This is a genomic window from Fibrobacter sp. HC4 (assembly GCF_023373925.1).
Lineage (GTDB): Bacteria > Fibrobacterota > Fibrobacteria > Fibrobacterales > Fibrobacteraceae > Fibrobacter.
The window spans coordinates 17,219-32,893 of sequence record NZ_JALCZV010000018.1 but is presented as its reverse complement, the minus strand read 5'-3'; the positions used below and the strand labels follow the sequence as shown (position 1 = coordinate 32,893).

Genomic DNA, 15,675 nt, shown 5'->3' with positions numbered 1-15,675 from the left:
TTACAATATGATGAAACCTCATACAGGTATAGGTGACTGGATTTCGGCCAATTATGAGCTGGGTACCCCGTTTTTGCAGCAGGTACCTCGCGATTGTGCTGACTATTTGCTTTTGAATGCCCAGATTCGTGAATACGATACGGGCGAGATTATTATTAACGGTGGCGTTATCGGTGATTCGTTCTGCGTGTTGCAGAGTGGTCGCGCCATGATTTGCGGTCAGATTCTTGCTGACGGTCATTACAATATGCTGGCTTCCCTGGAAGCAGGTGCATGCTTCGGTGAAATGTCCATCATTTGTAACGAACCTACCAGCAATACGGTGATCGCCGCCGAAGATGGCTGCACCGTGCTCCACATTCCCCGCGAAGAGTTTGTGAAGTTCCTGGACAAGAACCCCAGCATCATGGTGTACTTGTACAAGGTGGTGGCAGACCGACTCCGCGCCAAGAACAAGGCATTCGATGAATTTGAACGTCTTTCCTTGTTGGCTTCCGGTAAGGTTCTTCCCTTTATCGACTTTGCCCAGACCATGGAAAAGAGCCGCGTCACTGGCACCGTGATTTTCGAGTGCAATGGCGAAAAGGGCTTTATCGCCTTTAGAGATGGTCGAATTTGCTGTGCCAAGTGCGGTAAACTGGCAGGCCCAGACGCCTTTGAAAAAATGCTTTCATGGGGCGACGAAACCTTGTACAAGTTGGATACCCACTTGATGCCGGAAGTTGTAAACATCAACCAGATGACTGATACAACTAGCCTCATCCTGGATGCTCTCAGAAATATTGATGAAAAACAAAACGGTGGTCAGTAAGTTGACCCCAAAACACGCCCCGGCATGGGGCGAAGGATAAAAAGATGAATTACGCAGACGCTGGTGTATCTCTGGCCCGTGCAGACGAAGCAATGGTCGGAGTCAAGAAGTCCGTCCGTACCACCTTTAACGAAGGCGTTCTCGGTGATGTTGGCAACTTCGGTGGCCTCTTCACCCTCAACCACCTTGGCATGAAGGACCCCGTTCTCGTCAGCTCCGTTGACGGTGTGGGTACCAAGCTCAAGGTCGATATCGAAATGGGCACTCATACTCTGCCCGGTCAGGATATCGTGAACCACTGCTGCGACGATATTCTCGTCCAGGGCGCACGTCCGCTGTTCTTCCTCGACTACGTTGCTACCGGTCGTCTCGAACCGGGTGTCATGGACCAGCTGGTCGCAGGTATGGCTAAGGCTTGCCGCGAAAACGGTCTCGTGCTCATCGGTGGCGAAACTGCAGAAATGCCGGGCTTCTACGGTCCGGGTGACTACGATATCTCCGGTACCATCGTGGGTGTCGTAGAACGCGAAAACATCATCGACGGCAAGAAGATCAAGCCGGGTACCATCATCCTCGGTCTCCCGTCCACCGGTCTCCACACCAACGGTTACTCTCTCGCTCGTAAGGTTCTCTTCGACGTTGCCGGCTACAAGGTTGACACTCCGCTGGAAGGCACCAACATGACCATCGGCGAAGCTCTCACCATGCCGCACCGCAGCTACTACCCCAGCCTCATCGATCTCTGCAACAAGAAGATCATCCAGGGTCTCGCTCACATCACTGGTTCCGGCTACCAGGGTAACATTCCCCGTATCCTCCCGGATGACGTGGACGTTATCATTGACCGTACCTCCTGGGATCCGTCTCCGATCTTCAAGCTCATCCAGAAGGAAGGCTCTGTGGAGAAGGACGAAATGTACTCTACCTTCAACATGGGCATGGGTATGTTGATCTTCATCGATCCGGCTGACAAGGCTGAAGTTGTTGCTCATCTCGAAGCCAAGGGCGAAAAGTGGGTGCAGGTCGGCGAAGTTGTTGCCGGCTCCAAGCAGGTCAAGTTCAAGGACTAAAATGCTTCTTGCCCTTAATGAAGGGTGAGTTACAAGAAAAAGGCAGTGGAAAACGGAGAAATCCGTGAAATCCACTGCCTTTTTATTATGTTGTATGAAATCTCGGCGGTTTTTGGGCGAAATCGGACTGTTTTTGTTTTGAAAAAACGTCCATTTGGACGGATTTTACCCTAATTGAAGTGCGTTTGGGACTATTTATTTTAGATAAAGTAAATAAAAGGCGGTGGAAAACGGAGAAAATCTGCGAAATCCACTGCCTTTTTTGAATCACTGCCTTTTTGAATTACACCAATATTGGATTTGAATTCATTTTGAGTACATTTCGGGAACATTTTCAGCTTTCAAAAAGGTTTCAACTGTTTGAAAATGTGCTTTGTGAATATATTTTTACCCCCGAGTGTAAAATTGTGTCGTGTTTGGGTTTGGCACATATGAGAGAGGTATTATGAAACATCCCTTTTATAAAAGTTTAGTGGCTGCTGGTGCCTTGACGGTTGCTGGCGCCTTTGTGGCTTGTAGCAGTGACAGCAGTTCCGATGGACCGGGTACAGGTCCCGTTAACGATCTTTGCTCCGGTATCGTCGCTACGGAACAGGTTTCTGTAGTAGACCTGGGTTCTGTCAAGCTCCTGGTTTATCCCCGTGGAATTGACGGTGTCGGCAAGGTGACCTTGGCTAACGGCTATGCCTATGGTACCTACGATGGTATCAACATCTACGATAACGAAGGCAATGTGGTCATGGAAGCCGGCTATGCTGACTTGGTAAACAAGTGCGAAGCAACCTCTACGCCGGACCCGTCTGATCCCAACTCCTCTGAATCAACTCCCATTGTCGGCCCCGGTGGCACCCAGGAAATTACCAGCTCTGAATCAACTCCCATTGTTGGCCCTGGTGGTACTCAGGAAATCACCAGCTCCGAATCTACCCCCATTGTCGGCCCCGGTGGAACTCAGGAAGAAATTTCCAGCAGCGAAACTGTAAAGCCCTCCCTGGAAAATGGCTTCCCCTCTATTGAATCTTATGGCGCTCCTCCGGCAGAATACACCAAGGACATCTTGAGCAACGGCCAGACCGGTTGGAACTCCCGTTACTGGGACGCCTGTAAGCCTCACTGCTCCTGGATCAGCAATGGTGAAGAAGGCAAGACCGATACCACCACCCAGGCAAGCTACGAAGCCGGTATGACTACCGCCCGTAACTGCAACATCCACGACGTGGAAGTTCCCACCTTTACTTTGGGCCACGCCGTTCAGCAGTACTGGATGGGTTACGAAGGAACCAACAGCGCCTGTGGCGAAGCCAAGGATAAGGGTGTGTTCACTTGCACCGACATGGCTCCCATCGCTGTTAACGATACTCTTTCCTATGCATACGTGGCAGGTCCCGGCTCCGCAACTTCTTGCGGTAAGTGCTTCCACTTGCAGTACAACGGCTCCTTCAAGGATGCTAGCGCCAACAATGCTGCCAAGGCTACCCACAAGGCTCTTAAGGGCAAGCACATGGTGGTCATGACTTCCAACATTGGTCACGATGTGGAAGTGGGCCAGTTCGACTTGATGGTTCCGGGTGGTGGCGTGGGCGCCTTTGACGCACTCTCTGTCCAGGTGAACGGTGCAGACGTGAACTGGGGCGCAGGCTTCGGCGGCTTCCTCACTGAATGCCAGAGCAAGCTTGGCTACGACAACACTCTCGAATCTTACCAGACCTGCGTGAAGGAAATGTGCGATGCCGCCTTCGGTAATGCTGGCCTTCCCAACCTGCTCCGCGGTTGCCACTGGTTTGCTGACTGGTTCATGGCTGCCGACAATCCCACCTACAACTGGGAAGAAGTGGAATGCCCGCAGTACCTGATCGACCATTACATGACTACCATCAATAAGGAAAAGTCCAACAACTACGCATGGCACACCGACTGGTCTACCTACAAGGCTGGCGATCCGCTGGAAACTTTGGAATGCACCGATAAGGGCTGCGAATGCCCCGACGAAATGGCAGCCAAGGGCGCCTGCAAGAAGTAATCGATTCGATTCCTTAGCGTTTAAAGGGTCTCCTCCGGGAGGCCCTTTTTGCGTTGGTGATGTTCCTTGTTGCGTCTGTTCCAACGGATCTATAAGGTATGCGGTTTATTATTTTGCGAACCCCCATTATGGGGATTATTTTTAGACCGCGGTGCAGAATGGGTTTGGGCCGCTTATGGAGTGTTTATGAAAATGTTTGGTGTTGGCGCCGTTGCGGCGTGTGTTTTGGGTCTTTCGGTAAGTGCATCTGCCATTAAGGCCAATGTTAATTTGAGCATCGGCAAGAATCTTTATGTAGATGGCGCCCTCAATTCCAACTGGAAACCTGATGTCTATACTGATGGTCATCTGGATTTTAATCAGGTGGCCTCGGCGAAGGAACTGGCCCTGAATGTGGGGGAGGGGCCGTCCAGAATTTTTATTACCTGGGAGACTCGCGGCGATGAAGCCTGGGTAGGCGACGAATATGTTCATGCGGCGAGCTGCCAGCACTTTCCTACGAAAGGATCCAGCCTGCAGAACTTCAAGATTCTGACCTCCGGAAATTCCACCGACGGTGTTGACGGTGACTGGGAAGTTGTGGCCCAGGTTGGCGAAAGTGGCGCCATGAGCCGCGGCATCGCGGTAGATTTTGCAGGCAAGTCCTGGTTCAAGATCGTGGCCGACGAAGCCGTCAAGAACCTGGAAGAAATTGGCGCCTACGACTTGAGCGATGGCGGAAACGACACCTGGTTCTTTATGGGCACCAGCATCAGCCAGATGGGCCTGAAGCAGACAGAAGTGGACTCCAACTTTTCTCAGTTGATTCACGCCCGCTATCCCGATTACTACCCTGCAATGCTCCGCGGCGGCATCGGTTGCGTGAACACCACGGGCGTGGTCGAAGGCCTCAAGTATTATGGCGAGTATGCCGGCAATGTCAAGTTCTGGGCCATCGAAATGGGAACCAACGATGCCTGGGGCGATGAGACTGGCTGGAACCTGGCGAAGTTCAAGAAGAACATGCAGGAAATCATTGACACGGCGAAAGCTCACGGGGTAACGCCCATTATCGCCCGCATGATCGCCACCAATCCCGACATCGCCGAGTGGCAAGTGTACCAGGGTTACCTCGATGCCATCGACGAGCTGACCGAAACAAACAACCTGCCTAAGGGCCCGGATTTTTACGATTACTTCTCCAAGCACCCCGAAGAACTCTCTGCCAGCGATGGCGTGCATCCCGCCGAAAAGGGTGCGCAGAGCATGCACCGTCTGTGGGCTGAAGCCGTTGCGACTTTGTACGAAAATGGATTTGGGGACGCAGACAACGAGAACGCTAACCAGGAAAAGGACGATAAAGAGGGAATCGTTTCGTCCAAGGTGAACTTCAAGGTGCCGCAGGTAAGTGTCGTCGGAAGGACCGTCTCCGTGTCGGGCGTCCAGGAATCTGCCCAGGTGGTAATCATGGATGCCATGGGACATATGGTTGTAAATCGCAATCTTCCTACAGGAAATTACTTTGTCATAATCCGCGGTAAGAAACTTTCCTACAGCGCCAAGGTTACGGTTAGGTAATAAAAATTTGCGTATTTAAATCCCGCACATTTTATAAAAAATGGGATGCCCCGCAGGTAAGCGGGGCTTTTCTGTTTGTTGTGATTATGCATCAGTATAAACTACACATCTTGACAATGTAGTTTACGTAGTTTATATTGTAGTATATGAATGAAATGGAAAGTATAGAAAGTCGGATTGCACTCTTGCCCAAGGGTTCCATCACCAAGAAGGTCATCCAGGGCAAGGACCGTTATTACCTGCAGTGGCGCGAGGGCGATAAGGTCAGGAACCGCTATGTCAAGGAGGCGGAGCTGCCGGAGCTTTCTGCCCAGATTGCCGAGCGCAAGGGGTTGCAGCAAAGGCTGGTGGAACTTCAGGTTGCGTCGGTGCAGCGCTCCCTTATGGTGTCCGAGGGGGCGCAGTCGTCTGCGGAATTTCTCATGGGCAGTTTCGCTGCCGAAAGGCGGGCGTCCTACAGTGTGGCGCCTTACGAGTCTCAGGACCGCATGGTGAATTTCTTTCTTTCACTTGGTCTGGGCTTTTGCCTGGAGGCCAGGGCAAGGCAGCTTCCCGTGAACGGCACCGACCTGAGTGTGGACTGGGTATTCTATAACCGTATGCTCCATTGCCATGTGCTGGTGAACCTGAAGGATGGCAAATTCCGGAAGACCGATTTAGATCAGCTGGGAACCTGTGTCAAGCATTACCGGGACAAGGTCATGCAGCCTGGCGACAACCCTCCCGTGGGAATCCTGCTCACTACAAGCCGCGGGCCCAAAATGGTGGAGTTTGCCACCAGTGTCGCCAAGAGCGATTTCGCCTCTGTCTATAAGCCCAAATTGCCGACCAGGCACCAGCTGCTGGACTTCATGGAAAAAAGCGACTTGCTGAAAGGCGAGAGAGTGTAGTTGAGTTACTTTAAAGTCCGTAAAACAAACACGAATCTATTGACTTGAATGTGAATTTTGTTCTATATTCAAGTCATTAGCATTTCTCTTATTCACAGCTAGAAACTTCGACATTTCAAGACACGGTGAGTAAGACGAAACGAACGCGTCTGCCGCCAGGTTAACCTTGGCGCCATCGCTTGGCGTAATGCATCTTCAATTTCTTGAATGTGCATTTGCTGGGTGACCAGAATATGGGGCGCGGGTCGTTCGTGTTTGTTTGTGTCGGGCTGTCGAAGGCCTCTAGCTGACAAATGCCTGCGATTCCGCGCCTTTTTTCTAAGGCTTTTTTGTGGGAAATCGTTGTTTCGCCTAGAAAAATGTACGCAGTGTTTAAATTACGTCTAGAAAAATGTAAATAGCGCTCAAAATTCGTCAAGAAAAATGTATATATAGAGTATGAAGCGTTTTCTTTATGAAGATCTACTGAAATGGAAAAATAGCGCGCACCGTAAACCCCTTATTTTGGAGGGGGCAAGGCAGGTCGGCAAAACATGGCTGCTCAAGGAATTCGGAAAGAACGAATTCGAGAATGTCGCCTACATAAACTGCGATACGGACGATTCCTCTAGGTTCCTGTTCGCGGACTTCAACATCGACAGGATTTTGCGAGCTGTTTCCGCCATTACATCCCAGGTCGTGGAACCAGGCAAAACGCTTATCATCTTTGACGAAATCCAGCAGCAGCCAGAGGGACTGACTGCATTAAAGTATTTTTGCGAGAATGCGCCCGAATACCATGTCGTTGTCGCAGGTTCCCTGCTCGGGCTTCAGGTCCATTCCGGCTCAGGATTCCCAGTAGGAAAAGTGGATAGGCTCAAGCTGAGCCCGCTATCATTTAGCGAATTTCTCGATGCCCTTGGCGAAAAAAATCTGCTTATGCACCTAAACGCGTTCAGGTTCGACGAATATGCCGTCCTGAAGACCAAACTGATAGAACTTTTAAGACAGTATTATTATGTGGGGGGAATGCCCGAGGCGGTACTCGCTTATGTGGATCGCAAGAACATCCTTGAAGTCCGTGAAATCCAGAAACGGATTCTCGACGATTATCGGGATGATTTCTCCAAGCACATTCCCTCCAACGAACTTGCGAAAGTTTCCGCCGTATGGAACTCGATCCCAAGCCAACTGGCTAAAGAGAACAAGAAATTTATATGGGGTGCGCTCCGCAAGGGCGGCAGGGCGAAGGAGTACGAAAACGCAGTCCAGTGGCTCATCAACGCGGGGCTCGTCCATAAGGTTTGCCGAATCAACAAGGTCGAAATGCCCGTCAAGTTTTACGAAGACATGGGCTGCTTCAAGCTCTTTGTAAACGATCTCGGGCTTCTCGGCGCCATGTCAGACATTCCCGCCAAGGAAATTCTGGCCGAGTCCAAGATGATAACGGAATACAAGGGGGCGTTTACCGAGCAATATGTCGCCCAGCAATACATCGCGACCATGAGACAGCCCCTGTATTACTACACGAACGAAAATTCAACTTCGGAAATTGATTTTGTCTTTCAGCATGGAGCCGTTTACCCCACCGAAGTCAAGGCCGAAGAAAACCTCAAGGCGAAATCCCTTTCGACGGTGCTGAAAACAAATGCGCAGCTAAAGGGCATCCGATTTTCCATGTCGGATTACCGCGAGCAGGAGCAGATGGTCAACGTGCCGCTCTACCTGGTGGAATTCTATTTGAAGTGGATAGCCGGCCAAAACGAATCAAATAAATATGGCCTTGGTTGACCATAAAAGTGATTTTATTCTATATTCATCTCCATAAGAGTTCTCTTATTCACAGCTAGAAACTTCGACATTTCAAGACACGGTGAGTAAGACGAAACGACGTGCTTGCCGCCCGGTTTACCGGACGGCCATGTTTTGCGTTGTGTGCATTCTGGATGAATGTACGCTAGATTGTGCAATTGGGCGCGGATCGTCGTATTTATTTGTGTCAGGTTGTCGAAGGCCTCTAGCTGATAAATGCGTTCGGTCTGGCGCCTTTTTTCGTTGGTCCGAGCTGGATGAGGGCGCTCGGTGAGTTTTGTAGAAACTCTTGATGCTCGGTCATGAATAAACCTTGTAAGCAAGTTTTTCTATGACTCTCGCAATGTGAGTTTTGCTCTCGTTCTCGGCTAGGAACTTCGACACTCTTTACGCACAAGGAACAGGACAAATCTCGGATGCCCATGAGTGCCATGGGCGCATTGTACCCTGGGGGTCGTGTACCCAGTGGTCTCGACCTTCGCTTTTGTGCATGCGCGCCAAGGCGTTTTTGGCGTATGGCGAAATCTGGCTTGGCGCCTTTAATGCGCCGTCGGTGTCGTCCGCGAGTTTTGTTTTTGAATTGTAGAATGTCGCAACTTTCGGCGAGAAGCAGCAATGCTCCTCGCCTTTTTGTTTTGTGCAGGTGCCGCATCAAATGCTGGAAAGTGCTGCCGTAAAATCAGGCTAGGAACATCGCTCCGAACAAAGGGCTGAACTCAGGTTCAACCCTTTTTGATTGGAGCGAGTAGATGGCTACGGTAGGAAATAGCGATCTTGTACAGCAATTAAGAACATGTTTGGGAGATGTTCATTTTGATGAGGATTTAGCTGTAATCAGCCATTACCTGTCTCTGCAGGGATCGCCTCAAGCTTTACACTACGAGTCTATTCTGAGAAAAAATGGAGTTGATTTAAATAAGCTTCCAAGTAAGGCTGAATATCTGAAAAATTTTGCGCAGTATCCACCAAAGAGAAATCCCAAATTTTCCTTTATCGATTTGTTTGCTGGTATAGGTGGTTTTAGACTTGCGATGCAAGAGAACGGCGGAGAATGCGTTTTTACGAGTGAATGGGATTCTTCTGCAAAGCAAACATATTCTGTGAATTATGCAGACGTTCCTTTCGGTGATATAACGAAAGTTGATCCTAAAACAATTCCTGATTTTGATGTGCTAACAGGAGGCTTTCCTTGTCAGCCTTTTAGCTCTATAGGAAAACGCGAAGGGTTTGAACATAAGACTCAGGGGACTTTGTTCTTCTATATCGCAAATATCGTGAAGATTAAACAACCCAAGGCATTCCTGTTGGAAAATGTTCCTGGACTTGTAAATCATAATGACGGAAAAACACTTGAAATCATTATGGAAACCTTAAAGAAGGAATTGAATTATGAGGTCTTTATTAAGGTTTTAAATAGTGCTGATTACAAGGTTCCCCAAGAGCGAAAGCGCCTTTACATTGTTGGCTTTAGAAAGGATTTGAAAATTACTGATTTTGAATTTCCCAAACCTTGCGATAAGAAAATCGGTATCGGTCAGTTTGTTGAGGTTGACGCGGAAGGACCTTCAATTTCAGAACATTTGCAGAAGTCGTACATCTACAAAAAGGATGATGGTCATCCAGAAATTATTGATGCAACATCAGACTTTCCTGTAAAGACACTTTGTGCGTCGTATCATAAGATTCAGCGAATTACAGGAACCTTTGTAAGAGGAGGAAAAACAGGGCTTCGTCTTCTTACAGAAAAAGAGTGTAAAGCCATTATGGGGTATCCACAGGAATTCAAGATCCCTGTATCAAGGACTCAGATGTACCATCAGTTTGGGAACTCTGTTGCTGTTCCTGTTGTGAAGGCTATTTCCAAAAAGATTGCAGAAAAACTGGAGGGCTAATATGGCAAGTGTAAAAGATATCATTTCCAGTATTTTTAGAAAATTTGAGAATGAAGAGTTGTCGCCCGAATTTATTCGTGATGAAGCAAATGAAGTTTGTGACATTCTAGGAATTTCAAGGGTTGGAGATCCGGGAAGAACTGCACGCGAATTTGCAGAAAGGGGATTTGTATCAAAATATAATGGGACGTGCAAATACTCTCCAGATGCAATAAATTTAACGTTGAGAAATGAATTTGAGTCTTACGAGTATGTTTATGCTTATGCAGATTATGAAAGTAAGATGCAAATACATAGTCAAAAGAAGTTTAAAGATTTACTTGTTCAAATAAAAAAAATTATTGAAGAGGATTCTGATAAAAAGCGTCAAGCAGAACAAGAATTACATTTAAACGAAGCATTGAAAACATCAAGTTTAGTTTTCCCTTTAGTTGATGAAAATGAGTTTGCTGCAGGTTTAAATGTTGAACAACTTTTAGATAAACTTGCTGAATGTTTGAAAGAAATACATGACAGATATAAGGTTAAGGGTTATCCTATTTTTGGTTTCAGATATGGACATATTATCGCTAAGAAAAATTTGAGCATTAATAAAATTGTTCAAAAGGCAAGCCTTTTATCAAGTGATATAAAAACTTCATTACATACCCTTATTCGCAACGGAGTTGCTGCATTTGAATTTGCTTCACATGAAGGTTGTATTGGTGATGCAAATGTTTTAAAAGTTGATTTAGATGATGTTGATTATTGTTCATTAGAATTAGAGGATTCTCCGAAAAAAAACAATCCCTCTTTCACCCCCTCCCAAATCATCTACTACGGCGTTCCTGGCTGTGGAAAATCAAACACCATCAAGGAAAAGTTGAAGAGTGTCCCTGACTTCAACAAGGTCTGCGTTGTCTTCCATCCGGATTACACAAATTCCGAATTCATAGGTCAGATTCGCCCAAAGATAAGGAACCATTCCGTAACATATGAATTTGTGGCAGGCCCTTTTGCAAAAATTTTGCGCCGTGCCTACTTGAATCCGAACCAAGAGTTTTATTTGGTCATTGATGAAATCAATCGCGGGAAAGCTTCGGCAATTCTTGGCGAAGTTTTCCAGCTGTGTGACCGCATAAAGCCAAATGATGAAAAAGACGAGTTTGGCTACGGCCCCGGCTGGAGTGTTTACGGCGTTGATCATGAAGATTTGAACGACTACATTCGCGACATCAGGAGCTTTGCAAACGAATCACACGACGGTTGTGACACTCCGGTAGAATTTTCTGAAGAAGACGGAAGGGGCGAAGTTTCTGCCTATAAATCGATAGACATTAACTGGCTGGGTTTTGGTGAAAATGGAAAACTTCATTTCACCGAGAATACGGCAATCCGTTTGCCGCCCAACCTTTCCATTTTTGCAACCATGAATACTAGCGACCAGAATGTATTCACTTTGGATAACGCATTCCAGCGTCGCTTCGACATGGAACTGGTCTGCAATGAATTTGCAAAAGGTAGCGTTGACGGTTTTAAAACCGAAGCTATCCGCAATCAGCACGACGCAAAAATCGCTGGAACAGAAACTTCCTGGGGCGAATTCTGGGAATGGGCCAACAATAAGATTACGCAGGTGCTCAAGGGACTTTCTAGTACCGAAGACAAGCGTCTTGGCGTGTGGTTTGTTTGCAACGTGAGTGGTGAAATTCCAGAAAAGATCTTTGCAGAAAAGGTCCTAAAATATTTGTGGGATGATGCGTTCAAGTTCAAGCGCACGCAGATTTTTGCCGAAGGTTGTGATACGCTAGAAACCCTGATTTCAAAATTCCATGAACTCAAATTTGGGGTGTTTAAGAGTTTTGGGGCGTGATAGCTACAAAAATTAAAAATACTCTGCGTTTTTGCCGTTATTTCGATATAAAATACTTTGCGTTTTTAACATTAATAAGCAGTAGAATACCTTGCGTTTTTTATGTTTATTAAGTATATTATGAGCATCCGGGACTGATTTCATGATTATTTTTAGACGCAAGATTTATCAAGAACTTCTGAATTGGAAGGAAGAATCCAAAGGCCGGGAAGCCCTTCTTATAGAGGGCGCGCGTCGTATTGGAAAAAGTACCATCGTAGAAGAATTCGCGAAGAACGAATACCGTTCCTATATTCTGATTGATTTTAATGACTGCGAAAAGGCTGTACTTGATGCCTTTAACAGAATGAGCGATCTCTCTGCCTTCTTCAATACGCTTTCCTATGTGTACGGAGTGAATCTTCATCCCAGGGAATCCCTGATTATTTTTGATGAGGTACAAAAATTTCCGAAGGCAAGGCAATCCATCAAAAAATTGGTGAAAGACGGCAGGTTTGATTATATAGAAACCGGCTCACTTATTTCTATCTACGAGAATGTCAAGGATATTACCATACCTTCGGAAGAAACCTCAATTCAGATGTTCCCTATGGATTTTGAGGAATTTTGCTGGGCGATGGATAAGCCGAATATATGTGACTTTATCCGCGATGCGTTTTCAAGGAAGAAGGCGTTGGATGAACCACTCCATAAGGAGTGCATGCGTCTATTCAAACAGTATATTCTGATAGGGGGCATGCCACAATCCATTGTCGCATTCCTTGAAAACACCTACAGCTTTGATTATAGCGACAAGGCAAAGCGCAAGATTATTGAACTCTACAAAAAGGATGTTCAAAAAATCAAGGGCTCATATAAGGGGAAAGTCCTTTCGACATTTGAACAGATTCCTGCATTTTTGTCTAAGCACGAAAAGCGAGTTGTATTTTCAAAGATCGCTGGGGGACTCGGTAGTGAAAATAGCTATGAGAATACCTTCCTGTGGCTTTCCAATTCCATGATTGCAAACAACTGTTTCAAGTGCTCCGATCCAAATATTGGCTTTGGCTTGAACGCGGACGATTCCGCAGTCAAGTGCTATATGGGCGATACAGGCCTTTTGTTCTCTATGGCTTTTGGCGAAAACCAGATTTCAAAGGAATCCTTGTACAAGGAAATCATGAACGAAAAGCTTGCGATTAATAAGGGTATGCTCTTTGAAAATGTCATTGCGCAGATGCTTGTATCTCAAGGACATAAGCTTTATTTTTATACCCATTTCAATCAGGAAAAACATCGCAACGATATTGAAATTGATTTTATGATTAGCGAATCTGATTCGGTAGGTTCAAGAATCATTCCAATCGAAGTCAAGTCTTCAAAAAATTACACCACCACATCGCTTGAATCGTTTAAGAAGAAATTCAAAAAGCGTATTAAGACTTCTTATATAATCCATCCGAAGAATTTTGCCATTCGGGACGATGATACTGTTTGCATTCCGCCTTATATGGCAATCTGCTTGTGAGATCACAAATGCAAAAGCTAAACGATTACTGCACTTGCGAAGCGAAATTGCGTGGCGATGAATTTGTCGGCATCCGTAATGACGGTTGTCTTGAAATTTGTTTTCCTGCTGGATACTTTAAGAATGATGACGCTATTGCAGAACTTGACGAAGATGAGCTTCGCCAGGATATTATGCAGTTGTTTGATGTGCTTTCTGATTCGGAGCTGATCGAGGTTCACGAAAATTCAAACATTATCGGAAGGGATGTTGAAAAATCGTCTTCAGATTTTCCTATGCTAGCTTATGTCAACCTACTCCGGAATTTTATGGAGTATGGCTATTACTCCGAGCAGGAGGTGGTCTTTAAGCAGGGTGGAAACGGCAAAGTTGATTGGAATCGAACAATAAAAACTTTGAGGCCGGATGTTGTTAATGATAGTGTGGTCTATCTTGATCCAGTTACACGACAAACGGACAATAATGAACGTGAACTGATTTCGCTTATCCATAAATTCTGCGTGTGGGATGCTGCAAAAAGAATCGGTTTTGTTTTTGGCGTTGATATCCAGGAACCTCCCGCCCTTGATTTTGACTACGAGATGTTTTCTTCTGTCTTGATGACGAAAGCCTCCAAAACATTCCATGATCGCACACTTACACTTTTCCAGGATATGCAGCGGATTGTGGAATATCTCGGGAAAAATGTGTCTGACGAAAATGTAATTCCCGATGAATTTTATTTTGGGGTAAATTCTTTTGCTCCTGTTTGGGAAGCCATGGTGGAACGCATTTTTGGAACGGAACGACGAGAGGATTATTACCCTAATTGTGGTTGGGTTATTGATGGTAAAAATGCGGGTCGTGTTGAAATGCGTCCTGATACCATCATGAAAGTGGATGACAAAATCTTTGTTCTGGATTCCAAGTATTATACTTACGGCATTGATGGCAGAACGTTGCCGCAGTCAGAATCTATCACCAAGCAGCTTGCCTATGCTGAATTTGCTGAACAAAAAATTGGCAAAACGGTTTATAACGTTTTTCTGATGCCTTACTGTGCGGGTGCGGTAACTGCAGAGAATTTTTTGTACCCATTTAAAATGAAATATCTAGGCTACGCCTATAGTGATTGGAAAAATACGGATGTGGCAAAAGGTCTTGTAAAACCTTACCACAAAATTCACGGCGTCCTGCTTGATATAAAAAATGTGATGCAAAATTATAGCAAGAGCAATGCTGCACAGAAGCAGTTTGCGAATGTGATTACGACCGCAAATAAAAAAGGCCCGTAACATCGTTGGTTCCCCTATGGTGGGACAACTTCGTTACAGGCCTGTTTATGTTCAAAGTATACATAAATGAAATAAATGCGTCAAGAACAACTGTTTGCATGAGAGTCGCGACGGCCAAGCTTGCTTGAGCCGGCACCTGTCCTCGCTTGACGGGAATGACTGAAGAGGATTTTATAAAGTTCCTTGGTAGTCGTGGCATTTCCATATTCCATTTTGATGATGCAAATGAGTTTATGGAAGAAATGAAACATGCATAGAGCAAAAAGTTTATAGTGTAAATAAACATCTTGCTTTGTAGCCATTTTTTGGCTATATTGTTTATATGTACGTTGTAATCGCAAAACGTTCGGTTGAAAAAAGTGTTCAGAAAATGCCTGTAGCCGAACAGAACAAATTTATTCGTTTGAAGCAACTGCTTAAGGAAAAGGGTCCTGAGCAGCCAATGCTCATGAACTATTCAAAACTTGGACCCGACAAGTATCACTGCCATTTATCTCGCAAATGGGTGGCTTGCTGGACTTGTAAAAATGGAACGCTAACCATTGAGGTGTATTATGTTGGCAGTCGTGAAGGCGCCCCCTATGCCCGGCACTAAGGAGCCTGTTGTATTTCAGATCAAGGGAAACATTCCTGACTGTGTCATTGGAATCATGCGCAGCCTTTTCCCTTCTGTAGAGACCAGCGATGATGACGAGTTCATAGACCTGGATAATTCAGAGGTGCTCAAGGAAATTGCTGAGAGAATGTCTCCTGGCGATGCTGTCAAGGCTGATCGCGAACTTCGTGGCTGGACGCAAAAAGTCCTTTCCGAGAAGTTGGGGATTTCTGTTCAGAATCTTTCTGAAATTGAACGTGGCCGTCGTACAGTTTCACGAAAAATGGCTACCAAGTTGGCAGCCGTTTTCGATGTGACTCCTGAGTCGTATTTTGACTTTGGAATGAGTCTTGTTGATAAGCCGGCGAAGTACGATGCGAAGAAAAAGTGATTTCATATGATTTTTTCTTCCGCAA

At 46.1% G+C, this 15,675-nt stretch carries 13 protein-coding genes; all 13 read left to right on the top strand.

The genetic code is table 11. From position 1 onward, the window contains the following. Nucleotides 1-7: 7 nt before the first annotated feature. Complete coding sequence (locus MMG03_RS11790; protein ID WP_249269411.1) at nt 8-811, top strand: cyclic nucleotide-binding domain-containing protein; 804 nt, start codon at nt 8-10, stop codon at nt 809-811. Between the two features lie 44 nt (nt 812-855). Beyond that, complete coding sequence (gene purM, locus MMG03_RS11785) at nt 856-1,881, top strand: phosphoribosylformylglycinamidine cyclo-ligase (protein ID WP_249506354.1); 1,026 nt, start codon at nt 856-858, stop codon at nt 1,879-1,881. A 445-nt stretch (nt 1,882-2,326) separates the two neighbouring features. Continuing rightward, a complete protein-coding gene (locus tag MMG03_RS11780) occupies nt 2,327-3,901 on the top strand; it encodes a hypothetical protein (protein WP_073160734.1) in 1,575 nt (524 codons plus the stop codon). A 186-nt stretch (nt 3,902-4,087) separates the two neighbouring features. After that, complete coding sequence (locus MMG03_RS11775) at nt 4,088-5,458, top strand: hypothetical protein (RefSeq protein ID WP_249506353.1); 1,371 nt, start codon at nt 4,088-4,090, stop codon at nt 5,456-5,458. Nucleotides 5,459-5,604: 146 nt separating this feature from the next. Then, on the top strand, nt 5,605-6,348 hold the full coding sequence (locus MMG03_RS11770) for a PDDEXK nuclease domain-containing protein (protein WP_249506352.1): 744 nt from the start codon (nt 5,605-5,607) through the stop codon (nt 6,346-6,348). A 438-nt stretch (nt 6,349-6,786) separates the two neighbouring features. Further along, nucleotides 6,787-8,118 (top strand): ATP-binding protein, encoded by a 1,332-nt coding sequence (locus tag MMG03_RS11765; RefSeq protein WP_249506351.1) that lies wholly within the window; start codon nt 6,787-6,789, stop codon nt 8,116-8,118. A 770-nt stretch (nt 8,119-8,888) separates the two neighbouring features. Next, complete coding sequence (locus MMG03_RS11760; RefSeq protein ID WP_249506350.1) at nt 8,889-10,031, top strand: DNA cytosine methyltransferase; 1,143 nt, start codon at nt 8,889-8,891, stop codon at nt 10,029-10,031. Nucleotide 10,032: 1 nt separating this feature from the next. Further along, nucleotides 10,033-11,883, top strand: a complete 1,851-nt coding sequence (locus tag MMG03_RS11755; RefSeq protein ID WP_249506349.1) for an AAA family ATPase — start codon at nt 10,033-10,035, stop codon at nt 11,881-11,883. A gap of 145 nt (nt 11,884-12,028) precedes the next feature. Continuing rightward, nucleotides 12,029-13,390 (top strand): AAA family ATPase, encoded by a 1,362-nt coding sequence (locus tag MMG03_RS11750; RefSeq protein WP_346348718.1) that lies wholly within the window; start codon nt 12,029-12,031, stop codon nt 13,388-13,390. Nucleotides 13,391-13,398: 8 nt separating this feature from the next. Beyond that, complete coding sequence (locus MMG03_RS11745; RefSeq protein ID WP_249506347.1) at nt 13,399-14,664, top strand: LlaJI family restriction endonuclease; 1,266 nt, start codon at nt 13,399-13,401, stop codon at nt 14,662-14,664. 146 nt (nt 14,665-14,810) lie between these two features. Beyond that, nucleotides 14,811-14,921, top strand: a complete 111-nt coding sequence (locus MMG03_RS16150) for a hypothetical protein (protein WP_346348717.1) — start codon at nt 14,811-14,813, stop codon at nt 14,919-14,921. A 65-nt stretch (nt 14,922-14,986) separates the two neighbouring features. Continuing rightward, entirely contained in the window at nt 14,987-15,259 is a 273-nt protein-coding gene (locus MMG03_RS11740) for a hypothetical protein (RefSeq protein ID WP_101480048.1), read from the top strand. Further along, a complete protein-coding gene (locus MMG03_RS11735; RefSeq protein WP_249506346.1) occupies nt 15,246-15,650 on the top strand; it encodes a helix-turn-helix domain-containing protein in 405 nt (134 codons plus the stop codon). The genes MMG03_RS11740 and MMG03_RS11735 overlap by 14 nt, the downstream gene beginning before the upstream one ends. The last annotated feature ends 25 nt before the right edge of the window (nt 15,651-15,675 follow it).